Genomic DNA, 21,788 nt, shown 5'->3' on the forward strand with positions numbered 1-21,788 from the left:
ACCAGGAAATTCAACGCGATCGGCCTGGTGGCCGAGGGGGTGGCACGGCCCCTGGCGTGCTACCGAGGACTCGGTCCGGACCTGCCGTCGGAGTCCGACACTGCCCCACATGGAGACGACTCCGCCTGATGTGGGACGGGACAGCACTACGCGCGCGTGCTCGACACGGACGGCGTCCACGTCGACCTGTTCGCCGCACTCACCGGTCCCACATCCGAGTGAAACCGGTTCCGGTCAGTCAGCGGGTTCCCGCGTATCGGAGGGAGCGGGTGTCCGACCCGGCCACGAGAAGCCGGTCGCCGACCGCGACCAGGCCCCGCGTCCGTCGGTAGCACGTCCACGGGACCGTGCGGGACGCTCGTCCACACCACGCCCCCGCGATCCTCGGCGGACGTCCGCGGTGCACCCGCTCAGTCCGACACGCCGAAGCCGGGGGCAGCACCCACCACCGCACGGTGCCGCCCCCGGCTCGACGCGGTCACGTCCACGGACGGGTTCCGCCGGGAACGGGTGCCTGCGGGTCGTAGGGACTCCGGGTGAGCACGAAGGTGTTCAGGTCCAGCCAGTGCGGGCTTCCGTCCCCGGAACGGACGACACGCAGCACCTCGCCACGGTGGTAGCCGTCCAGTCCCACCCAGGTCCCGTCCTCCTCGGCACGGAACCGGGAGGTTCTTCCCGGCCCCTTCCAGGCCGACAGTTCGAGCAGCCCGTCCGGCAACACCCGCAGCAGGTGCGGGATCGGACCCCAGTACCACAGGCCGGTCAGTTCGAGCGTCCGCTCGGAGACCTCGGTGCTCGGATGCCACTCCGGGGGGATCCGCGGCTCGTGTTCCTCGAGGACGTCCAGCAGATCGGTGGCCAGCGGCCCCACCCCGGAGGTGGTGTTGGCCAGGAAGACCACCCCGGTGGCCTCGGCCGGGTCGGCCAGCACGTTGGCCAGGAAGCCCGGCATCGAACCACCGTGACCGACCAGCCTGCGCCCCCGGTGCCGTGCCAGTTGCAGGCCGAGCCCGAAACCACGGGTCCACTCGTCGCCGTCGTCCACGCTGACCGGCTGACACATCTCGGTCAACGTCTCCGGACTCAGCACTCCCCCGGTCTCGCCGGTGAGGAAGCGCAGCCAGCGGATCATGTCGCCCACCGTGGACCAGAGCTGTCCCGCCGGAGCCATCGCACCGGCGTCCTCGGCGGGCTCCGGCTGGAGCACGTCGGCCCACGGATGAACGGCCCAGCCGGGAGCGTACGGTTCGACGGGTTCGAGGGTGGTGCGGCTCATGCCGAGCGGGTCGAGCACCTCCTCGCGCAGCACCCGACCGAACTCCCTTCCGCGCAGTCGGGCCACGAGCCGCCCCAACAGCCCGAAGGCCGTGTTGGAGTAGTGGAAGACGTGCCGGGGCTCCCCGCGCAGCTGCGAATCATCCACCGTAGACAGGAATTCCTCCGGGGCCCAGCCGGGGACCCGTTCCCACCACTGCCCCGCCGGCTCGGAACTCAACCCGCTGTTGTGCGCCAGCAGCTGCCAGACGGGCCGGTCGTCCACCACGGTGCCCGGGACGTACTCGCCGAAGCGGTCGGACAGCTCCAGCAGCCCCTCGTCCCGCAGCCGCAGCACGAGGACGGCGACGAACGTCTTGGTGATCGAGCCGATGCGGTACTGCGTGTCCACGGTGGGACGTTCGGTACGCACCGTCCCCCGACCGTCCACCCACAGGGTCTCACCGTCCCGGACCAACCCGGCTACCAGTGAGGGAACCCGGTTGCGGGACTGTTCCACGGCCAGCCTGTGCAACAACGCGCGTCGCGTCGCGGGAAGCAGTTCGCTCGGCATGGGGACATGCTTTCGCGCGGACACACCGCTTGGCAAGTTGCCGCGGATCCCGCCTCGCACTGTGATCACCGATACACCCGACGGTGAAATCCCAGCGGACGAGGCGGTGGACTCGGCCCGCCGAAGGAGCGGATCCGCCACCGGGGGTTGCCAAAAGACTCCACACGCGCAACCATTCCGGCGCCGATGGTTCACCGGCCGGTGCGAACGAACCGGCACGGTGAGGCAAGAGGGAACCCGGTGCGAATCCGGGACTGCCCCGCAGCGGTGTGTGGGAACGAACGCCGTCCCCGGACACGTCGAGAGTCGTCCGCGGAACCCGGCACTGGGTGTGCGCACCCGGGAAGCCGACGGCCACTAGGAGAACCGGTACGCCGGAGACGCCCACGAGTCCGAAGACCTGCCATCGGTGCGCGTCCGGTGCACGGATGCGCGAGTCCGGGGCCTCGCGGGAAGGCCGACAGGACCGAGGGTGCGGGCTCCCACTCACCTCGTGCCGTCTGTGCCGCCTTCCTCCGGGGTCTCGGTGACCGTGTCGTCGAGCTCGCGAGGAGAGGGCTTTGACCAGCAAGATCGGATCCACCGTACTCGGCTATCCCAGGATCGGGCCGCGCCGCGAACTCAAACGCGCGCTGGAGAGCTACTGGGTCGGCAAAATCGGCCAGGACCAACTGCGTGAAACGGCGGCGGAACTGCGCGCCCGAACCTGGCGGGAACTGCACGACGCGGGTCTGGGATCCGTACCGAGCAACACGTTCTCCTACTACGACCAGGTGTTGGACACGGCCGTGACCTTCGGGGCGATCCCCGAACGCTACCGCGCGCTCGGGCTCGACCCGCTGGACACCTACTTCGCCATGGCCCGGGGAGTGGAGTCCACTCCCCCGCTGGAGATGACGAAGTGGTTCGACACCAACTACCACTACCTCGTCCCCGAGATCGGCCCGGAGACCACTTTCTCCCTCGCCGACCGCACCCCGGTGGAGCGGTTCCGCGAGGCGGAACGGATGGGGATCACCACCCGCCCGGTACTCGTCGGACCGCTGACCTTCCTGCTGCTGTCCAAGAAGACCGCCGAGGCCCCCGACTCCTTCACTCCCCTGGACAGGCTGGACGACCTGGTGCGGAGCTACGCCGAACTGCTGAGCGAGCTGCACCACGCCGGCGTGGAGTGGGTGCAGCTGGACGAACCGGCGTTCGCCGCGGACCGGCGGTCCTCCGAGCTGGAGAAGCTGCGCGGTGCCTACGAACGGCTCGGCAGGCTCTCGGCCCGGCCGAAGCTGTTCGTGCCGACCTACTTCGGGGACCCCGGTGAGTCCCTCGAGGTGCTCACCTCGACCCCGATCGAGGCCCTCGGTGTCGACCTCGTCGCCGGTGCCACCACGACGAACGTGCTCTCCGGCCTGACCGGGCTGCGGAACAAGACCCTCGTGGCCGGGCTGGTCGACGGGCGCAACATCTGGCGCACCGACCTCGACCACGCGCTGGCCACGGGGGCCACCCTGCTCGGCCTGGCCGGGGAGGTGGCGGTCGGCACCTCCTGCTCGCTGCTGCACGTTCCCTACGACGTGGAGTTCGAGCGGAACGTCGACCCACAGGTGAAGTCGTGGCTGGCCTTCGCGAAGCAGAAGGTCGAAGAGGTGGTGCTGCTCGATCGTGCGCTACACGAGGGCCGGGAGGTCGTACGGGAACAGCTCGACAACGCCCGAGCCGCCATCGAGGACCGGCGCAACGCCACCCGGCTGCGCGACGAGAGAGTACGCGCCCGCACCGGGCAGCTACGTCCCGAACACGCCCGGCGTGGCGACAGGGCGAAACGGCGTGCGGATCAGCGGCAGGCGCTCGGGCTGCCACCGCTTCCCCTCACCACCATCGGTTCCTTCCCCCAGACCGCCGACGTGCGCAAGGCACGCGCCCAGCTCAACAACGGACGGATCGACCGGGCCACCTACGAGTCCAGAATGCTCGACGAGATCCGCCGTGTGATCGAGCTGCAGGAGGAACTGGGACTGGACGTGCTCGTGCACGGCGAGCCCGAACGCAACGACATGGTGCAGTACTTCTCCGAGCACATGGAGGGTTTCGTCAGCACCGAGAACGGCTGGGTCCAGTCCTACGGCTCGCGGTGCGTGCGCCCGCCGATCCTGTTCGGCGAGGTCTCCCGACCGGACCCGATCACGGTCGGCTGGGCGAAGGAAGCCCAGGGCATGACGGACAAACCGGTCAAGGGGATGCTCACCGGGCCGGTCACCATCCTCGCCTGGTCGTTCGTGCGCGACGACCAGCCGCTGGCCGAGACCGCCGAACAGGTGGCCCTGGCCATCCGCGACGAGGTGGTGGACCTGGAGTCCGCGGGGATCCGGGTGGTCCAGGTGGACGAACCGGCCCTGCGCGAGCTGCTGCCGCTGCGTTCGGAGCAGCACGGCCAGTACCTGGAGTGGGCGGTGCGGTCCTTCCGGCTGGCCACCTCGGGGGTGGCGGACTCGACCCAGATCCACACCCACCTGTGCTACTCGGAGTTCGGCGAGGTCATCAACGCCATCGTGGACCTCGACGCGGACGTGACCAGTCTGGAGGCCGCGCGCTCCCGGATGGAGGTGTTGGACGACCTCAACTCCGTCGGCTTCGCCAACGAGGTCGGCCCCGGGGTCTACGACATCCACTCCCCCCGGGTGCCCGAGGTCGGCGAGATCGAGAAGTCGCTGCGGGCCGCGCTGGAGGCGGTCCCGGCCGACCGGTTGTGGGTGAACCCGGACTGCGGGCTCAAGACCCGTGGCTACGAGGAGGTGAGAACGGCCCTGGCGAACATGCGCACCGCCGCCGTACGGGTGCGCGACTCTCTGAACTGATTCCGCACGCCGAAAGGGCCTCCGCGCCGCTTCCCCAGCCATGAGCGGCGGGGAGGCCCTCCGGGCCGCCGTCCGCGCTCCCACGGGCGGCGGCCCGTTTCGCTGGCGGGGCTCTCACGCCCCGAGCGGTCGCGGTCTTGGCAGAATGTACGGATGAGATCCGAGTACGACCGAGTGGACGTTCGCGGTGTGGTCGGCTTCGTGCTGATCGCCTATGTTCCGGCGTGGCTGCTGACCCTGCCCCTGTGGCTGTCCGGTCAGGGACTGTCCTCGGGCTGGTCCCCGCCACTGCTGGTCGCGATGATGTTCATGCCCGGTGTGGCCGCGCTGGTGACCGAGCGGTGGATCAGTCCCCGACGTCGGCCGCTGCGCGCGGTCGGCATCACGCACCAGCGCGGAATCCGCGGGTGGTGGAGGTACGCGCTGCTCGGCTGGATCGGCGCGCCGGTGGCCATGATGCTGGCTCTGCTGGTCGGCTGGGCGCTGACCGTCTACGACGCGCACTGGCTGGACTTCTCCGGACTGCCGGGACAACTGCGGTTCACGCTGACCGAGGACTCCCCCGGCTCGGCGGTGTCGGGCCTGGCACTGCTGCTGGTGAACGTGTTCGTGTTCGGCTGGCTGAACGTCATCCCGGCCGTGGGGGAGGAACTGGGCTGGCGCGGCTATCTGACCAGGGCGCTGCTTCCGCTGGGACAGCCCGGGGCCTTCCTGGTCACCGGTGTCCTCTGGGGACTGTGGCACGCACCGTTGCTGGTGCTGGGCTACAACTACCCGACGATTCCCGTGGTGGCCGCCTTCGTCATGATGATCGTGTTCTGCGGCCTGGTCGGCACCCTGCTGGGATGGTTGCGACTGGCCTCCGGCAGCGTGTGGCCCGCCGCCGTCGCCCACGGATTCCTCAACGCCTCGGCGGTGCTGCCCGCCGTGTTCAACGCGCCCGGCGAACCGGTCTCCAACGTGTCGGTGGGACTGCTCGGGTGGAGCGGCTGGATCGTACTGGCGCTGCTGATCCTGGTGCTCGTCGCGTTGCAGCGCCTGCCGGTGCGGCTGCCCGCCCGCCGGGAGGACGAACCGGGCATCAGCCGTGGCGTTCGCCGGTTCCACCACACCTGAGGCGTTCCGGGCGAACAGCCGTCCTCGACGTACCGGGCCCTCCACGGGCAGGGCCCGGTGTCGGCTCAGTTCTTCCCGATGCTCGAAAGCCGCTCGACCGGCAGTCCCTCGTGGACCTTCTTCATCGCCGGGTAGAAGGTCCGCGCCGGTATGGTGCCGCCGTAGAGGTTGCCCACCGCGTTACCGCACTGGTACGGCGGTGCACTGCCGTTGACGCAGATGCCGTCGTAGGGCGGACCGTCGGAGTAGGTCATCACGGCTCCGGCCATCTGGGGTGTGGCCCCGACCAGCGCGGCCGAGCGGTAGTTCTGTGTGGTTCCCGTCTTGGCCATCAGCGGGCGCTGCCAACCAGCGGCCTCGGCGGCGGCGTGCGAGGTACCGCCCGCCTTGTGGTCGTCGGCCAACCCCTGCGCCAGCCCGTGTGCCGTGCTCGGTGAGATCGCCTGTTCGCAGGACTGTTCCTCGATCTCGACCGGATCGCCGTTACGGTCGGTCATCGAACTCACCGGAGTCGGCGGGCACCATGTCCCCTCGCTGGCGATGGTGGCCATCACGTTGGACAACTCCAGCACGCTCACCGGATCGACACCGAGGGTGAACGACCCCTGCTCGGTCCGCTTGACGAACTGGGCGCGGGTGAGCTCACCGTCCGCAGAAGGCCTCCCCTCCTGGTCGACCTTCTGGGACAGGCTCTTCCGGAGCCCCATCTTCTTGGCCATGTCCACGGCGTTGTCCAGCCCGACCCGTTCCAGCAGCCACACGAAGCCGGTGTTCGGGGAGGTCGCCAGCGCCTTCCGCAGACTCCTGCTGCCGGAGGAGACACCCTCGGCGTTGTGCACGGTCCACTCCTGGCCGTGACCGAACTCGTAGGTCGTGTAGGAGGACGGCACCGGAACCGTGTCCTCGGGGCTCCAGCCCTGCTGGATCGCCGCGGCGGCGGTGAAGATCTTGAACACCGAACCGGCGCCGAAACCGGCGACCCGGGTGGTGATGTTGTAGGCCGTCTGCCCCTTGCTGGCGTCGTTGCCGAAGTCACGGTTGGCGACCAGGGCGCGGACCTTGTGGCTGTCCTTGCCGGGCTCCACGATCGCCATGGGGTTGGCGATGTTGTCGGAACGCTTGGGGACCTGGGCCTCGGCGGCCTTCTTCGCCGCCTTGGTGGCCTCCGGGTCCATCGTGCTGTGGATGGTGTAGCCGCCCTGTTCGAGATCCTTGTCGCTGAAGCCCACGCGGTTGAGGTAGTTCCGCAGGTAGGTGCAGAAGAACCCGTTGGTGGCGCTTCCACCCGCCCCGATGCAGCTGCTCGGCGGACGCCCGAGCGGATCCAGCACCCCGAGGGGCTGCTTCTTCGCCCGTTCGGCGTCCTCCTTGGTGATGCGGATCTTGTTACCCGGCTCGGTCATCCGCTCGATGACCAGGTCACGCCGTTCCTTGGCCGCCTCCGGGTTCAGGTTCGGGTTCAAGGCGCCGGGAGCGTTGACCAACGCGGCCAGCAGGGCCGACTGTGAGATGGTCAGCTTGTCCGGTGTGGTCCCGAAGTAGGTCCGCGCGGCCGCTCCGATCCCGAAGGTCTGGTTGCCGAACGGCACCACGTTGAGATAAGCGGTCAGGATCTCCTTCTTGCTCATGGTGCGTTCCAGCTCCACCGCCAACCGCGCCTCGCGCAGCTTCCTGGCGACGGTGGTCTCCTTGGCCTCGTGGCGTTCCATGCCGGTGTCGGCCACGACGTGCACCAGGTAGTTCTTCACGTACTGCTGGGTGAGCGTGGAGGCACCCTCCTCCACCGAACCACTGCTGAGGTTGGTGGCCAGCGCACGCATGGTGCCCTGCCAGTCGACGCCGTTGTGGTCCCAGAAGCGCTTGTCCTCGACCGCGGTGATCGCGGCCTTCATGGTGTCCGAGATCTCGTCGGCGGAGGTGGGAACCCGGTAGTCGTCGTAGAAGTAGGCGATCGGATCGCCGTTGCGGTCCAGCACCTTGGTGGTCAACGGCATCCGCGCCTTCTGCAGCGAGGTGGACATCCGCGCCATCGCCGAGGAGGTCTGGTTCACCGCGGCACCGGCCCCGAGCGCGGCGGGCAGCATCAGGCTGGCCACCAGCACCCCGGCGAGTACACAGAGTCCGAACAGTTTCAACAGCACGCCACCGCGCCGCACGCCAGCCCCAATCATGCTCGTGTCCACGGAGCAGAGCATCGACATCGGGGTTCGCAACGAACCACGTCTTCGTCACAGGCGAATCCGGAACCCCCGGGGGATCGTGGCGCCGGGTCGGATCGGACGCCGCGCCGATTCCCCCGTCGTCGCTCAACCACTTGATATCACACCCTCCCGACCCCCGGTTCCGCTGTGCGCCGCTGCGCCGGAACGACCGCGCACCGGGTCAGCGAAAAGTGATCGACATCACCGGAAAGGATACCGGGGTGCTCGGTGTCAGGGGAATGCTCCTTTCGGAGAACGACCAACACCGCGCACACGTCCGGATACACTCGCGGGACGAGACACCGCCCACAACGGACCGGATCACCGGGCCGGTCCCCCGTCGGGAGGAAATCCCATGTCCGATCCCTTCCTGGAGTCCGTGGCCACCGCACTCGCGGGGCAGGCCGCCGTCGCGCTCGGCAGCGCGGGCAGGGCCGCGCTGGTCAAAGTACGCGAGCTGCTGCGCGGAAAGTCCGAACAGGACCAGCGGGCACGGGCGGCGCTGGACACCGTCGAGAACGACGCCACGCGGCGGGCGGATGTGACCGCGCTGGCCCGGCAGCTGCGCCTACTGGAGTCCGCCGACGAGGAGTTCTCCGAGCGGCTGCGCGCGGAAGGCGCCCCGATCCACCGCGAGCTGAACGGGGGGACACACACGGTCACCAACCAGTTCTCCGGGGAGGCGAAGAACGTGGTCCAGGGGGAGCGGTTCGACAGGATCGAGTTCCACTGAAGGCGGCGGCGCCGAGGGTCACCGCGACCGTGCCGCCGCGTTGAGCTCGGCCAGGTAGCGGTTGTACTCGGCGAGCTCGGGATCCTCCTCCTCGGTGACGGGAGGGGCGGGCGGAGGCACCGGGGAGCGCCGGCGGGCACGTCCCGTGGCCCGCTCCGTGGCGTCCTCACCGGCGGACTCGGAGCCTTCGGTCGCGCTCGGCACGGTGATCGCCTCTCCCTGCCGGTGCAGTTCGGTGCCGTTGACCATCCGCACGACCTGGTACCACAGGAACAGCGCGAAACCACCGAACAACGGCCACTGCAGCGCGTAGCCGAGGTTCTGGAAACTGCCTCCCGCCTCGTGGGCACGTTCCCACTGCCACCAGCCCAGCCAGCCGGAGGCGACCACCGCCGCCAGGAACACCAGGTGCAGCAGCACCAGCCGTGGTGCGAACAACCTGCCCTTCACACGGCCATTGTAGGGTGGGCCCACGGTGGCCGCTCACCTGTTCCGTCCACAGCGAGACGCCGGGGAGGCGTGAGTCACTCCCTGCCGTGCCCGACGCGCCACGTGCAGGGCGGCGGGAAAACCCGCCGCGACGAGCACGGCGCAGACGAGGAACCCCGTGGGATACCCGCCCACGGCCACCACGGCCCCCAAACCGGCCGAGCCGATCCCGTTGCCCGCGTCATAGGCGATGTTCCAGGCTGTGCTGGCCGCCCCGGCGGAAGCGCGCTCGAACATCAGCACCAACGCCGCGTTCTGCAACCCTCCGAAGCCCGCTCCCACCCCGAAGGCCCCGAGCACGGCCAGCCAGCCGTTCCCGGTGCTGCCGAGCGCGAGTGAGACCAACCCCACGGCCGCGACGGAGACGGCGGGCAGCAGGAGTCGGGAGGAGCCGATCCGGTCACCGAGGTGCCCGGCGACCCAGCGGAAACCGACCGTGGCAGCACCGAACGCCAGCAGACCCGCCGAACCCTCCCCGGATCCGACGGCCAGCGGCAGGAAGGCCACCAGCCCGCCGGCGGCCACCGAGACCGGTGTCATGGCCAGCCACGGCATCAGCAGCCCCCGCCTCAGCGGTGTCCCGCCCTCGGCGGGGCGGTCCCGGGACGGGGTGACCCGACCGAGCCCCGTGGCGGCGGTCGCGGCGAGCGCGGGGACCACGGCGGAGATCCAGAAGAGCGGGACGAACCCCAGCAGTTCGGCCAGCCGCACTCCCACCGGCAGCATCACCGCGTGGGGCAGCCCGACCGCGAGTCCGTACAGTCCCGAAGCACGACCACGTCGGTGGGCGGGCACGAGTTCGGCCACCAACGCGCTGCCCGTGACGGTGAGCAGTCCGAACCCGACGCCACGCACTCCGGAGACCGTCAACAGCCCGGGAAGCGTCGTGAACAGCCCGAACAGCGGCGCGCCCGCCCCGAGCAGCAGCGTTCCGACGGCCAGCAGCCAGCGGGGCGAACGGGTGCGCAGCAACCACGGCATCATCAGCTGGGTCAGCACCGTGACCAGCATGAAAACCCCGTTGGTCAGACCGGCTCCCGTCTCACCCGCCCCGGACCGGACCGCCCACAGCGGCACCACCGGCAGCAGCAGCACATAGCCGACGAAGGCCCCCGAGGTGACCACGAGCAACGCGGTGAAGGAGCGGCCGTGACCGGAACGGGCTCCACGCCTGGTCGAAACGGACATCACTCTCCTCCGTCGCTGCTGAGGTCCCCGCAGCCCGGCGACACCAGTGAGGGCTCGTCCCGGTGGATCACTCGCGAAGGCGACTCCCGAGGACGTGGCGGAACAGTTCCCCACGGCGAGCCCACCGGAGCTCCCGGCCGGGGGAACCGGCGGTCACCCCGCAGGTGACTCAGTGCTCGGCGAGCAGCTGCTGTTCGGCCACGTCCAGGTACTCGTCGAGCCGGTCCCCGGCTGCCGCGTACTCTCCGCGCGCCACCAACTCGGCGATCTCCCGGTTGCGGGCCAGGTAGGGCTGGTGGAACTCCCGCAGCCGGGGCATCGCGTGGAAGGCCAGCCGCAGCTCCGCGAGCAGTTGCCGCATGGTCTCGTCGACCCGGGGGCTGCCCGCCAACGCGGCCAGGGCCTCGTGGAAACGCATGTTGGCGGTGCCGACCTCGCGCCATCCGTGCCGGGCCGCCGAGCGCTCGCCCTCCTCGACCGCACGCTCGACCGCCTCCACGCGGCTGCGGGGAACCTGCCGGGCCGCGCGCACCGCACCGCACTCCAACAGGCGACGTATCCGGTAGAGATCGACCACGTCGGCCACGGAGAGCACGCGCACGAAGACGCCCCGGTGGAACTCGTGCACCAGCAGCCGCTCGTGCACCAGCAGCCGGAAGGCCTCCCGCAGTGTGTTCCTGGACACGGCCAGTGCTCGCCCCGCGTTCTCCTCGGACAGCCGGGTCCCCGGGGGAAGGTCCCCCTCCAGCAGCCGTCGGCGCAGCACGTCGGCCACTCGCTCCGCCGTGCTGGCGCGATCGAGCAGGGGTCGGTCGGAGGTGAGCAGTTCCTCCCAGGTGTCCGGGGTGTCCATCCACGCTCCAACCGGGTGTGCTCGCTGCCGGATCCACCGATCCCGTGCGGGACGTCCGCAGTGTACGGGGCTTGAGGAACATCCGAACGACAGACGGCGCTAAGCTTCAACGCTCCTGGTCGGAGACTCGGCCTGTTGGTGCACTGAAGGCTGTGGGCTGTACCGTAGAGGGTTCGTGATTATCTGCGGTAGTGTGCTCGGCGGTCCGGCAGAACCCGCTCCTGCGGGCGTGGTGACTCTGCCTGCTTATCCGCGATAGCGCCGGGAGCCTGCTGTTGGGTACTGTGCACCGGCTCGATGTCGGTCCCACCCCGCCGGGGCTCGCGGCCGCGGTGGAGGGGTTTTGGGCGAGGTGACCAACGCAACACCGCTCGGGCGTACGGCACCGCGCTGCGTGCTCTGGTCGCCGAGGTCGGCGCGGCCACATCGGTGGCGGTGTTGGACGAGGAGTCCACGGTCGAGAGGATCGGGCTGTGGTTCGTCGGCCGTTGGGGTGCCTGCGCGGCGGCGACGGTCAACGCGCGGTTGGACGCGCTGCGCTCGGCGGCCGACTGGTGGCGGGCGCAGGGCTGGCTCGTGGGCGATCCCCGATCCGTCGGCGGCCGCGCGGCCCGGGCCGCACCCGAGCGATAGGCCTGACTGAGGTCGAGAACCTGCTGGCCCGGACGCATCTGCCGATTCGGGAACGGACATTGTGGCGGATGCTGTATGAGACCGCCGCCCGCGCCGAGGAGATCCTGGCGCTGGACGTCGACGAGCTGGATCTGCGAAACCGTCGCGCGAGGGTGCGTCGGAAAGGCGGTGCGGCCGATGTCATCGTGTGGCGTACCGCCACCGCTCGGCTGCTTCCGCGCTTGTTGGGCGGTCGGAGGTCAGGACCGGTGTTTCTCACTGACCGGCGTGCCCGCGTCGAGCTACCGCCGGTGGATGTGGCCCCGGGATCCGGGCGAGCTCGGTTGTCGTATCGACGCGCGGCCGAAACCTTCGAGCAGGCCACCAAGGAGCTGACCGGCGGACCCCTACAGATTGCACCAGCTGCGGCACTCCGCGCTGGCCCACGCCGCAGAGGACGGGACCAACACCTCCACCCTACTGGCGTTTTCCGGACACACCTCAGTGGCCTCCCTGACCCGCTACCCGAAGGTCTCGCCGGAGGCGCTGGCCCGATGGCAGCAGAAGCGAGATCCCGCTACGCGGCGGTAGTGCTTCCGCACCGGCGGTGACGAACACGGGACGTTCGCCGTGTCGAGGTAGGCGAGGTTCCAGGACGGTTCCGACCGGTTCCGCACAGACAAGGCTGTGCTATGCGGTGCTGGAGCGAGGTGAACAGAGTTCCCATGGTCAGCGGTGTTCGGTATCTGCCACTGTGGAATGGGAGAACGTGATGGTCCGTGCCGTGGCTGTGCCCGGTATATCGTGGAGAGGCGTGAGTGGTGGGAACGCGAATCATCCCGGGGCCGTTGGAAACCGCGACGGAGACCACGAGCACCGCCTGGATCCGGTCCGCCTTGCACACCACGCCGTGTGACGTCGGGATGCTCGTTCCCGATGATTTCACCGCGTATGCACGCCTCCTACATCGTGGGGACCAGCACACCGCGACGGGAACACACCCTGTGCGCTGGGCCGAAGTGGCCCACAGCACCGGTACGCGTGTGCACGCCCATATGCAGTGGGACTCCATCGCCCCGGCCGTTCCGTGGTTCGACGAGCCGGAGACGGGCACGCTGGCCGTCGAATGCGCCGCGGCGTTGGCTGTGGTGTTGCGACAGCACACCACGACACCGGAGAGCTGTTGGTTCGGTATCTGGCACGGCAAACAACCATTACGGGTGCCCAACCATGCTCCGTTGGCCCGGTTCGCGTTGCGCGACATGTACGTGCTGCGTGGGCCGGTGTCCGGACTCACCCAGAACCTGGCACCCGAGCCACATCTCAGCCTGCCACAACTGGCCTGGCCGGAGGATCGTGCGTGGGTGATGGCCACCGACGTGGATCAGCAAAGCACCTATCTCGCCGCGAGTACCCCCTGTGTGGAGGCGATCCTGGCCCACCCGGAACTGGAGACGTTCCGGGTGGGCCCGACCGATTCCATCACCGCGAAATCGGACCGCCTGAACGGGCCAGGCGGGCGAGCCACGCAGTGACCCGAGCTGACCGTCGTGTTCAACAGGTGGTGACCTGGTTCGCAGGCCCATACCCCAGATCGTTCTGCCCCTCAGGAGGCCAAGTCTGAGACTGGGGAAGGTAACCAGTTGGGAAATCGATCGTAAATCCGCGCCAGGAACCATATGTCGCGTTCAAACACGCCCCGGATGTATTCACCTTGGCTCGGGCCTTGCCGAAGCTGTTTTGATACCCGGATTGCCGAATCAATGCACCGTTCCGATAGAGGGCAATATTCGCTGAAATCCTATCGACAGGTTTCGTGCACTTTACGACGGCGACGACATTGACTGAAGCAGGATTATGCGTCGATTTATGGGGGACTTGTTTATCCGCTTCACAGGTGATGACGTCGCGAGCGCCAACGCCGGTCGATCGTGTCGCCGTGATCATGAATGACTCGGACTCACTTCCGGTCTGGTGCCACGATTCCGGTGCCCCAGGAGGTTGCGGCGCTGCTGTGCCAGCTTGCTGCGCAGCAGCATACCCCGTCGGCAGTAGGGCCATCGTGACGGCAGCCGCAGCGACCATCTTCAGTGAGCTCGCGAAACGCTTACGAGCCGCCATCCTCGTCGTCAGCAACGTGTGTAATCCTTCAGTCTTATAATGCCGATGTCATGGTGTTATATTCCGGAATAAACCCCCGCGATCATGCCGAAAAAATCGTATCCTTCACGATCGCGTGTGTCACGAAGTCACATGGAGTACAACATGTACCTCCTTTGGACCCCATCCTTCATGGATCAGAATTCCGTCCCGCTGGGAGCGATAGTCGATGAGCAGCCCCCGGTGTCAGAGAGAGTTTTCTTAATCCGGTGTGGACGGATCGCGCAGCGGCCTCAGCCCGGCCATGTCGGGCAGCAGGAACGAGTAGCGGCCGAGCATGTTGATGTGGCCGTGCACGAACGGCGACAGCCGTGCCGCATCCTCGTCGCGGACCTCGTAGCCCTCGGCGCGCAGTTGGTTGATCGCGGCATCGAGGTAGCGGGTGTTGAACAGCACGATCGCGTTGAGCACCAGGCCCAGGGCGCCGAGTTGGTTTCCATGCCTTCGTAGTAGCGCTGCCGGAGTTCGCCGCGTTGACCGTGGAAGACTTTGCGGGCCAGGGCATGTCGGCCAGTCGCAGCACGTGCAGTGTTTTCGGGATCCGCCCGTAGGCCGCGATGGCCTCGCCCAGTGGGGTGGGACGTCCGTCGCGGGAGACCATGCGGATCACGTCGTAGGCCCGCACCGCGCCGGTGTGGATGGAGGCGACCACCCGCAGGATGTCGTCCCGGTGCCGCCGGATCCGCTCCAGGTCGATGCGGCGGCGGGCAGCATGGTTGAACGGGCCGTAGTCGACTTTCGGATCGATGCGCCAGAGTTTCTGATCGGGAATGTCGGCCAGCTGCGGCGCGTAGGTCCAGCCGGCCAGGGTGAGCAGCCCGAAGACGATGTCGGAATACGAGGCGGTGTCGGTGACCAGCATCTCCGGTGGCCTGCCGCCGTCGCGGTCATACAACACGTCGAGCACGTGCAGCGAATCTCGCGGGGTGCCGGCCACTACGGTGCCACCCAGCCCGCTGGCCTGGTCGTTGAGCATGTTCAGCCAGGTCGCCCCACGGCGCCGGTTGAAGTACTTCGGATTCGGCCCGGCGTGCACGGTTCCCACGGGCACGACGAAACGCAGTCCGTCCACACTGGCCACGTGCCCGCCACCCCAGGTGTGGGCGAGTGCGATACCGGACTGGGCCTCGATGAACACGCCGTTAGCCGCCGACAGGGTCTCCGGACGCAGGTAGTGGGCGTCGACATGGGACAACCGGTCACGGGTCAACGCGGGCGCTCAAGGTTTGATCACGGGTTGCCAGCCGACGTTGCAGACCTCGCCGACCAACAGCACCGCGATCGTGGTGCTCAACTCCGCCAGGCGGACCTCGCCGCCGGTGATCGAGGTGAACGCCTCACCGGCGCCGGTCCAGGCGAACACTTCCAGCAGCAGCTCGGGCAGATCCACCCGCGGCAGCATCCGGCTGGTCAGCACCCGCAGGTTGGCCAAGCTCTGCGGGTCGGCCTCGGCCGGCAGCGCTTTCAGGTGCAGCCGACCGTGCTCGTCGAACCGCACCACCGTGTTGCCGGACAGGCGTTGCCCGACGTCGCGGTAGGTGGCATCGAGCTACTCGGCCCGTTCGGCCAGCAGCGACTCGGGATCGGTGGGCAGTTCCAAGCCGGCCAGTACTCGCGGTTTCGTGGCCTCCCATGCGGACCCGGACAGCAGTTTCGCCCGGGGAGCGGACCACTTGCTGGAGTTGGTCGCGAAGATGTCGCGACGCCGCAACAACCGGTGGAACTGCTCGAGCACGCAGAAGGTGTAGGCCTTCCAGTCCACACACCCGGGTTCCAGCTCGGGAGCGGCCAGCACCAGGCGTTTCAACGAGCCGACCAACACCCCCTCGTCGATCTCGCCGCAGTCGACCTTGTTTCGGTCCCCGCCCCACAAGCGGGGCAAATCGCGCAGCGCGGCCAACACCCGCTCCCCTTCCGGTGAGGCGTCGAAGATCACGACCTCGCACAGGGGGCGCAGAAACGGGCGTACCGTGTCGAACCGGCGCACCAGCTCGGCCCGCCACGCCTCGTCTTCGTCCGAATCCGACGGGCCGGCCAGCTCGGTGACCGTGGACAGCGCCTCGTCCAGCGCATTCCGAGAAACGACCGCGTCGATCTCGGCCCAGGCCTGCGCCAAGCTCATCGACGCGGCCTCGTCACCGTCCTCGGCGGCCTGCCGAGGCAGCTCCTCGTCGTGGTCACTGATCTCGCGCAAGGTGTCCAGCGCCACCGCTAAAGCCTTCGAGGCCTTCTCCAACTTGGGCCAACTGCGCAACTTCTGCTTGTTCGACTCCCGCTCGGCCCGGGCCAGCAACTTGCTGGTGATCAACAGATCCAGCGGGTCCAGCGCGTCATCGACCGCGCGGGTACGCAGACGCGCCACCGTGGCCAGCCGACGCGAATCCCCGTGCCGTCGCAGCAAACTGGCCTTGCCCTGCATCCCATAGCGCGACAGCTCCGCCAACCGCCGCGGCGGCACCACCGCCGTATCCACCTCGACGGTCCCGATCCCGTGGATCTCCGCGACCCGCTCCAACGCAGCCACCATGCCCGGACCCGACACCCGCGTCGGCGCACGCCGCAACGTATCCAACCGCGACGAGCGCTCTCCCTCAGGCACCTCCAGCAACGCGTCCAGCATCGCCTGCTGCTCGTCATCGATCAGCCCCGACAGCGCCTCCCATAACTGCTGCGACGCCGCCTCCCGCCGGGCAGCCACCAGCCGCACCAACGTCGTCAACCCCGGCAACAGGACCCGACGCTGCCGCAACCAGGCCACCGCCGCCTGAAACAGCACCGTCGACCCGTCCCCAGTCGTCCACGACCGTCCCTCGACCCATTCGCCGAGTTCGTCTTCGACTTCGGAAAACTCCCGTCACTGATCCTTCTGACGGATCTCCCAACTGTGCTCCGGCGGAGTTTTCTCTCGGTCTCCGTAGGACTTAACACACGACGCGTCAGCGACCCCGAGCTGCTCAGCCAGGTATTCCACCAGTTCGGTCGGCACATCCAGCGGGTCGTCCAAGAACCGGCCCCCATAGCGCACCGTGGCCAGCTGCACAGCGAACCCCAGCTTGTTGTGGTCCCGCCACTTCGGGGTCACCCACGTCCAGTCGACGTCATCAAGAAAGAAGTAACGCTCCAACTCAGCCCGAGTGAACCCACTATCGAGCCGACCATAGGCCCCCGCTTGCTCATCGGAGAGGAACTCCACCGGCACAACATGTCTCCCGTCGCATCATCCACCCACCACGGCGGAACCACAACGAACCACAGCAGCCGACCACACCATCATCAACGAACAGAATGGCAGCTCACGGCTTAGCGCCGTCTGTCGTTCGGATGTTCCTCAAGCCCCTGTATCTGGCCGGAAACGCTCCTCTCGTGGCAGAATTGTTCAACAATTCACTCGTCCGAGGACACCACGACCAAGAGGAACCGGGGTGACGGGGAACGATGGCCGAAGACGTCGCGAGAACACGCGGGTCCACCGTCGGCCGGGGCAGCCTGCTCGGAGCCGTCTTCCTCATGGCGACCAGTGCCATAGGGCCGGGGTTCATCACCCAGACCACGGAGTTCACCGTGCGCCTCGGGGCCGCCTTCGCCTTCGCGATCCTGCTGTCGACCCTGTTGGACATCGCGGTCCAGCTCAACGTCTGGCGGATCATCGGCGTCTCCGGGATGCGGGCCCAGGACCTGGGGAACCGGGTGCTGCCCGGACTGGGGTCGCTGATGGCCGCCCTGGTCGTCTTCGGCGGCCTGGTGTTCAACATCGGCAACATCGCCGGGGCGTCGCTGGGGCTGGACGCCCTGCTCGGTCTCGACGTCAAGCTCGGAGGCGCGGTCTCGGCGCTGATCGCCACAGCGATCTTCCTGAGCGGACGGGCCGGGATGGCCGTGGACCGTCTGGTACTCGTACTCGGCGTCGTCATGATCGGACTGACCCTGTACGTGGCGCTGTCCTCCGCGCCGCCGGTCGGGGAGGCACTGCGCCAGACCGTGCTGCCGCACCGGGTGGACTTCCTGGCGATCACCACCCTGCTCGGCGGAACGGTCGGCGGCTACATCACCTACGCGGGCGCGCACCGGCTCGTCGACGCCGGGATCACCGGACCGGAGCACACCGGGCACATCACGCGCAGCTCGGTCCTCTCGCTGCTGACGACCAGCGTGATGCGGGTGGTGCTGTTCCTGGCGCTGCTCGGTGTCGTGGCCGGAGGAGTGACGCTCTCCGGGACGAACCCGACCGCCGAGGCGTTCCGGCACGCCGCGGGACCCGTGGGGGTGCGGTTGTTCGGGGTGATCCTGTGGTCGGCGGGCATCACCTCGGTCATCGGTGCCGCCTACACCTCGGTCTCCTTCCTGAGCACGCTCTCCCCGATGCTGCGACGCCGCCGAACCGGGCTGGTCGTGGCCTTCATCGCGGTGTCGGCGGGAGCGTTCCTGGTGCTGGAACAGACCCCCACCACCCTGCTGGTGCTCGCCGGGGCGCTGAACGGGCTGATCCTGCCCCTGGGATTCGGGGTACTGCTCTGGGTGGCCGCACGCCGCGCGGACCTGCTCGGCGGCCACCGTCACCCCCGCCCGCTGCTGGCCGTCGGGGTGCTGGCCTGGTTGTCGACGCTCTACATCGGGGTGAGCTCGGTGAGTGGGGTGGCGGCGCTGTGGCACTGACCCCTGAGCCCCGAACAACCGGCAGCACTCCGGGAAACCCCTCCGTTCGAATCACCGTGAAAGGATCCGCGGGATGGACCTCAACGCCGACCTGGCCGAGAGCTTCGGCCGATGGGAACTGGGCGACGACGAAGCACTGCTGAACATCGTCACCAGCGCGAACGTGGCCTGCGGCTTCCACGCCGGAGACCCCCGGGTGATCCGCCGGGCCTGCGCGCACGCCGCCCGGAGCGGGGTGGCCGTGGGAGCGCAGGTGAGCTACCGGGACCTGGCGGGGTTCGGGCGACGCTTCGTCGACGTGGCCCCGAGCGAGCTCACCGACGAGGTGATCTACCAGATCGGCGCCCTGGAAGCGCTCGCCCGGGTCGAGGGCACCCGGGTACGCTATGTCAAACCGCACGGTGCCCTCTACAACGCGGTCGTGAGCCACCGGGAGCAGGCCGCCGCCGTGGTCGAGGCGGTACGCCGGTACGACCCGGGGCTGGCGGTGTTGGGGCTGCCCGGCTCGGAATGGCTGCGCCAGGCCGAGCAGGCCGGGCTGCGCACCCTCGTCGAGGCGTTCGCCGACCGGGCCTACACCCCGGAGGGGACGCTGGTGCCCCGCGGTGAACCCCACGCGGTGCTCACCGACCCGGAACGCATCGCCGAACGCTGCCTGCGCCTGGCGCGGGCGGAGCCGGTCGAGGCCGTGGACGGTACCGAGATCACGGTGGTGGCTGACTCGATCTGCGTCCACGGCGACACCCCGGAGGCGATCACCATCGCCCGGCGGGTGCGGCAACGGTTGACCTCCGCGGGTGTCCCCCTGCGCAGCCCGCACGGGAGGGAGGCCGGATGAGGATACTTCCCCTGGCCGACAGCGGTCTGCTGGTGGAGCTCGACGACCTCGACAGCGTGCACGGGCTCTACACGGCGCTGCGGCACCAGCGGATTCCCGGAGTGGTCAACCTCGTTCCGGCCGCGCGCACCCTGCTGTTGCAGTTGGACCCACGCCACGCCGATCCCGAGAGGATCGAACACCTGGTCCGGCGAACCCCTGTCGAACCCGGTGGACTCGCCACGGAGGAGTCGCTGCGGATTCCGGTCGTCTACGACGGTGCGGACCTCGCGGAGGTGGCGGCCCTGACGGGACTGACCGAACGCGGGGTGGTCGAGGAGCACACCGGCACCGAGTGGCGGGTGGCTTTCGGCGGGTTCGCCCCCGGATTCGGCTACCTGACCGGAGGATCGGCCCGGTTGGAGGTGCCACGGCGGGCCGAGTCCCGCACGCGGGTTCCCCGGGGATCCGTGGGGCTGGCCGGGAGTTTCAGCGGTGTCTACCCGCGAAGTTCTCCGGGAGGGTGGCAGCTGATCGGACACACCGAACTGGAGATCTGGCGACCGGACCGGGATCCTCCGGCCCTGCTGCGCCCCGGCGTGCGCGTCCGTTTCGAGGAGGCCGGTTGACCGAACTGCGGATACTCACCACCGGACCGCTGACCACCGTGCAGGACCTGGGACGCACCGGAGCGGCCCACATCGGCGTCGGCGTCTCGGGGGCGGCGGACCGGGGATCGTTCCGGCTGGCCAACAGGCTGGTCGGCAATCCGGAGGGGTACGCGGGCCTGGAGGTCACCCTCGGGGGGCTGAGTCTGCGGGCCGAGCATCCCCTCACCGTGGCCCTCACCGGGGCGGACTGTCCGCTCGCCGTCGACGGCTACGCGGCGGCCCCGAACACCGTGCTGCGCGTTCCCGCCGGAGGGGTCCTCACCGTGGGCACGCCGTCCCACGGGGCGCGTGGTTACCTGGCGGTACGCGGCGGGGTGGAGGTGGATCCGGTGCTGGGCTCCCGCGCCACGGACACGCTGTCCGGGCTGGGACCGCCCCCGGTGAGTGCCGGGGACGTGCTGCCTGTGGGGCCCGCACCCGCGGAGTTCCCGCTCGTGGACACGGCTCCGGTCCCGGCACCCCCCGAAGGGGACCTCGTGCTCACGGTGACGCCCGGCCCCCGTGCCGACTGGTTCACCGGGGAGGCGCTGGCCACGCTGCTCGGGACGGGCTACCGGGTCACCCCGGAAAGCGACCGGGTGGGGATGCGGTTGGACGGTCCCCCGTTGGAACGCCGCCACGGCGGGGAACTGCCCAGTGAGGGCATGGTCGCCGGGGCGTTGCAGGTCCCTCCCTCGGGGAGACCGACGTTGTTCCTGGCCGATCACCCGGTCACCGGGGGATATCCCGTCATCGCCGTACTCCGCTCAACGGAGGTGGACCGTGCCGCCCAGGCCCGCCCCGGCCAGCGCCTGTGGTTCCGGACCCGACGAGGTCACGGACCGTTCAGCTGAGCTCCTCCAGCCTGCGCTGGGCCTCCTCCAGCTCACGCTGCAACTGCTCGACCCGAGCCCGTTGGTGTTCCCGTTCCGCCTCCAGCAGGGGTTCCACGGCGGCGGCCACGTCCTCGTGCAGGGCCTTCGCCGCCTGCCCCACGGCGGAGGCGGGAACCTCGGTGGGGCGCAGCACCCGTTTCTTGCCGTTGCTGACCTCGACGGTCCACGTTCCCTCCGTGCCCGCGGTCAGGGTCACCGTCGCCCCCGAGGGACGTCGGCTCGCGGAGCGGGTCGAGGTACCGCCGCGCGAGGTGGCCGAACGCTTCGTGCTCGCCTCCTCCGAGTTCCGCCCCTCGGAGGAGGTTCCACCGCGCTCTCCGGTCCCCTTCGTCCGCCGCGAGGTGGACGCGGACGTGGAGCCCCGCGAACCCTCCGCGTGGGAGGCTGTTCCGCGCGAGGCCTCCGCCGGCGAGGAGGTCTCCGCCTTCGCGGAACCGGATCCCTTCCGGGAGGCGCCCTTTCCGGCCGTCGCGGACTCCCCGCGCTTGCGCGCGGGTTTGTCCAGGGTCACCTCGGCCGCGGAGAAGGAGAGCACGTCCTTGGAACCGGCCGGACGCACCTGCAGGAACTCCCCCTCGGCGGGTTCCTCCATGGAGACGACCTTGCCGGAACGGCCCGGGTCCACTCCCACCGCCGAGGCGGTGAACCAGACCGTCGGCGTGGTTCCGTTATCCAGTTCCGCGCGGAGACCGCGAATCTGCTCGGACGACAGTGCACGGGCCTCGGACATCGGGCCTCCCCCG

At 68.9% G+C, this 21,788-nt stretch carries 16 protein-coding genes, 2 pseudogenes and 1 riboswitch; of the genes and pseudogenes, 11 read left to right on the forward strand and 7 right to left on the reverse strand.

Going from position 1 to position 21,788, the window contains the following annotated elements:
- Positions 1 to 478 precede the first annotated feature (478 nt).
- Positions 479 to 1,828: a serine hydrolase domain-containing protein gene (locus tag ACTMO_RS0113720; RefSeq protein WP_019855265.1), complete on the reverse strand. Its 1,350-nt coding sequence runs from the start codon at positions 1,826 to 1,828 to the stop codon at positions 479 to 481.
- 170 nt (positions 1,829 to 1,998) lie between these two features.
- A riboswitch (cobalamin riboswitch) is annotated at positions 1,999 to 2,250 on the forward strand.
- Positions 2,251 to 2,388: 138 nt separating this feature from the next.
- On the opposite strand from ACTMO_RS0113720, the gene metE reads away from it, so the two are divergent.
- The gene (gene metE / locus ACTMO_RS0113725; RefSeq protein WP_019855266.1) at positions 2,389 to 4,677 is read left to right on the forward strand and encodes a 5-methyltetrahydropteroyltriglutamate--homocysteine S-methyltransferase; all 2,289 of its coding nucleotides are present in this window, start codon (positions 2,389 to 2,391) and stop codon (positions 4,675 to 4,677) included.
- 153 nt (positions 4,678 to 4,830) lie between these two features.
- Positions 4,831 to 5,793, forward strand: coding sequence for a CPBP family intramembrane glutamic endopeptidase (locus ACTMO_RS0113730; protein ID WP_019855267.1), 963 nt, complete (start codon positions 4,831 to 4,833; stop codon positions 5,791 to 5,793).
- Between the two features lie 65 nt (positions 5,794 to 5,858).
- Here the strand turns inward: ACTMO_RS0113730 and ACTMO_RS0113735 are convergent, their stop codons facing one another.
- Complete coding sequence (locus ACTMO_RS0113735; protein ID WP_026449229.1) at positions 5,859 to 7,964, reverse strand: transglycosylase domain-containing protein; 2,106 nt, start codon at positions 7,962 to 7,964, stop codon at positions 5,859 to 5,861.
- A gap of 385 nt (positions 7,965 to 8,349) precedes the next feature.
- Between ACTMO_RS0113735 and ACTMO_RS0113740 the strand changes: the two genes are divergently transcribed.
- The gene (locus tag ACTMO_RS0113740; RefSeq protein ID WP_019855269.1) at positions 8,350 to 8,727 is read left to right on the forward strand and encodes a hypothetical protein; all 378 of its coding nucleotides are present in this window, start codon (positions 8,350 to 8,352) and stop codon (positions 8,725 to 8,727) included.
- Between the two features lie 18 nt (positions 8,728 to 8,745).
- On the opposite strand, the gene ACTMO_RS0113745 is transcribed toward ACTMO_RS0113740, so the two are convergent.
- The 3 genes from ACTMO_RS0113745 to ACTMO_RS0113755 form a co-directional block, all read right to left on the reverse strand.
- Entirely contained in the window at positions 8,746 to 9,177 is a 432-nt protein-coding gene (locus ACTMO_RS0113745; RefSeq protein WP_019855270.1) for a hypothetical protein, read from the reverse strand.
- A 33-nt stretch (positions 9,178 to 9,210) separates the two neighbouring features.
- Positions 9,211 to 10,404 carry an MFS transporter gene (locus ACTMO_RS0113750; protein ID WP_019855271.1) on the reverse strand — a complete coding sequence of 398 codons (1,194 nt, stop codon included), beginning with the start codon at positions 10,402 to 10,404 and terminating at the stop codon, positions 9,211 to 9,213.
- 169 nt (positions 10,405 to 10,573) lie between these two features.
- Complete coding sequence (locus tag ACTMO_RS0113755; RefSeq protein WP_019855272.1) at positions 10,574 to 11,257, reverse strand: GntR family transcriptional regulator; 684 nt, start codon at positions 11,255 to 11,257, stop codon at positions 10,574 to 10,576.
- A 297-nt stretch (positions 11,258 to 11,554) separates the two neighbouring features.
- Between ACTMO_RS0113755 and ACTMO_RS23730 the strand changes: the two genes are divergently transcribed.
- The 4 genes and pseudogenes from ACTMO_RS23730 (at position 11,555) to ACTMO_RS0113765 (ending at position 13,404) form a co-directional block, all read left to right on the forward strand.
- A complete protein-coding gene (locus ACTMO_RS23730; protein WP_245556174.1) occupies positions 11,555 to 11,890 on the forward strand; it encodes a hypothetical protein in 336 nt (111 codons plus the stop codon).
- A 68-nt stretch (positions 11,891 to 11,958) separates the two neighbouring features.
- A pseudogene (locus ACTMO_RS23735) lies at positions 11,959 to 12,198 on the forward strand (tyrosine-type recombinase/integrase); the annotation flags it as partial.
- Between the two features lie 85 nt (positions 12,199 to 12,283).
- Positions 12,284 to 12,460 (forward strand): hypothetical protein, encoded by a 177-nt coding sequence (locus tag ACTMO_RS23740; protein ID WP_245556317.1) that lies wholly within the window; start codon positions 12,284 to 12,286, stop codon positions 12,458 to 12,460.
- Between the two features lie 413 nt (positions 12,461 to 12,873).
- Positions 12,874 to 13,404, forward strand: a complete 531-nt coding sequence (locus ACTMO_RS0113765) for a hypothetical protein (RefSeq protein WP_245556176.1) — start codon at positions 12,874 to 12,876, stop codon at positions 13,402 to 13,404.
- 826 nt (positions 13,405 to 14,230) lie between these two features.
- On the opposite strand, the pseudogene ACTMO_RS24120 reads toward ACTMO_RS0113765, so the two are convergent.
- Positions 14,231 to 17,228: pseudogene (locus ACTMO_RS24120) on the reverse strand (Tn3 family transposase).
- Between the two features lie 236 nt (positions 17,229 to 17,464).
- Between ACTMO_RS24120 and ACTMO_RS0113790 the strand changes: the two are divergent.
- The 4 genes from ACTMO_RS0113790 to ACTMO_RS0113805 all read left to right on the forward strand — a co-directional run bounded on the left by ACTMO_RS0113790 (position 17,465) and on the right by ACTMO_RS0113805 (position 21,003).
- Positions 17,465 to 18,682, forward strand: coding sequence for an NRAMP family divalent metal transporter (locus tag ACTMO_RS0113790; RefSeq protein WP_019855276.1), 1,218 nt, complete (start codon positions 17,465 to 17,467; stop codon positions 18,680 to 18,682).
- A 73-nt stretch (positions 18,683 to 18,755) separates the two neighbouring features.
- The gene (locus tag ACTMO_RS0113795; protein WP_019855277.1) at positions 18,756 to 19,520 is read left to right on the forward strand and encodes a LamB/YcsF family protein; all 765 of its coding nucleotides are present in this window, start codon (positions 18,756 to 18,758) and stop codon (positions 19,518 to 19,520) included.
- The gene (locus ACTMO_RS0113800; RefSeq protein WP_019855278.1) at positions 19,517 to 20,128 is read left to right on the forward strand and encodes a 5-oxoprolinase subunit B family protein; all 612 of its coding nucleotides are present in this window, start codon (positions 19,517 to 19,519) and stop codon (positions 20,126 to 20,128) included. Before ACTMO_RS0113795 ends, ACTMO_RS0113800 begins: the two co-directional genes overlap by 4 nt.
- On the forward strand, positions 20,125 to 21,003 hold the full coding sequence (locus ACTMO_RS0113805) for a 5-oxoprolinase subunit C family protein (RefSeq protein WP_019855279.1): 879 nt from the start codon (positions 20,125 to 20,127) through the stop codon (positions 21,001 to 21,003). The genes ACTMO_RS0113800 and ACTMO_RS0113805 overlap by 4 nt, the downstream gene beginning before the upstream one ends.
- Here ACTMO_RS0113805 and ACTMO_RS0113810 read toward each other — a convergent pair.
- Positions 20,996 to 21,775: a DUF6319 family protein gene (locus ACTMO_RS0113810; protein ID WP_019855280.1), complete on the reverse strand. Its 780-nt coding sequence runs from the start codon at positions 21,773 to 21,775 to the stop codon at positions 20,996 to 20,998. The two genes, ACTMO_RS0113805 and ACTMO_RS0113810, sit on opposite strands and share 8 nt — an antisense overlap.
- Positions 21,776 to 21,788: the final 13 nt, after the last annotated feature.

It is taken from the genome of Actinopolyspora mortivallis DSM 44261, assembly GCF_000384035.1.
GTDB classification, from domain to species: Bacteria; Actinomycetota; Actinomycetes; order Mycobacteriales; family Pseudonocardiaceae; genus Actinopolyspora; species Actinopolyspora mortivallis.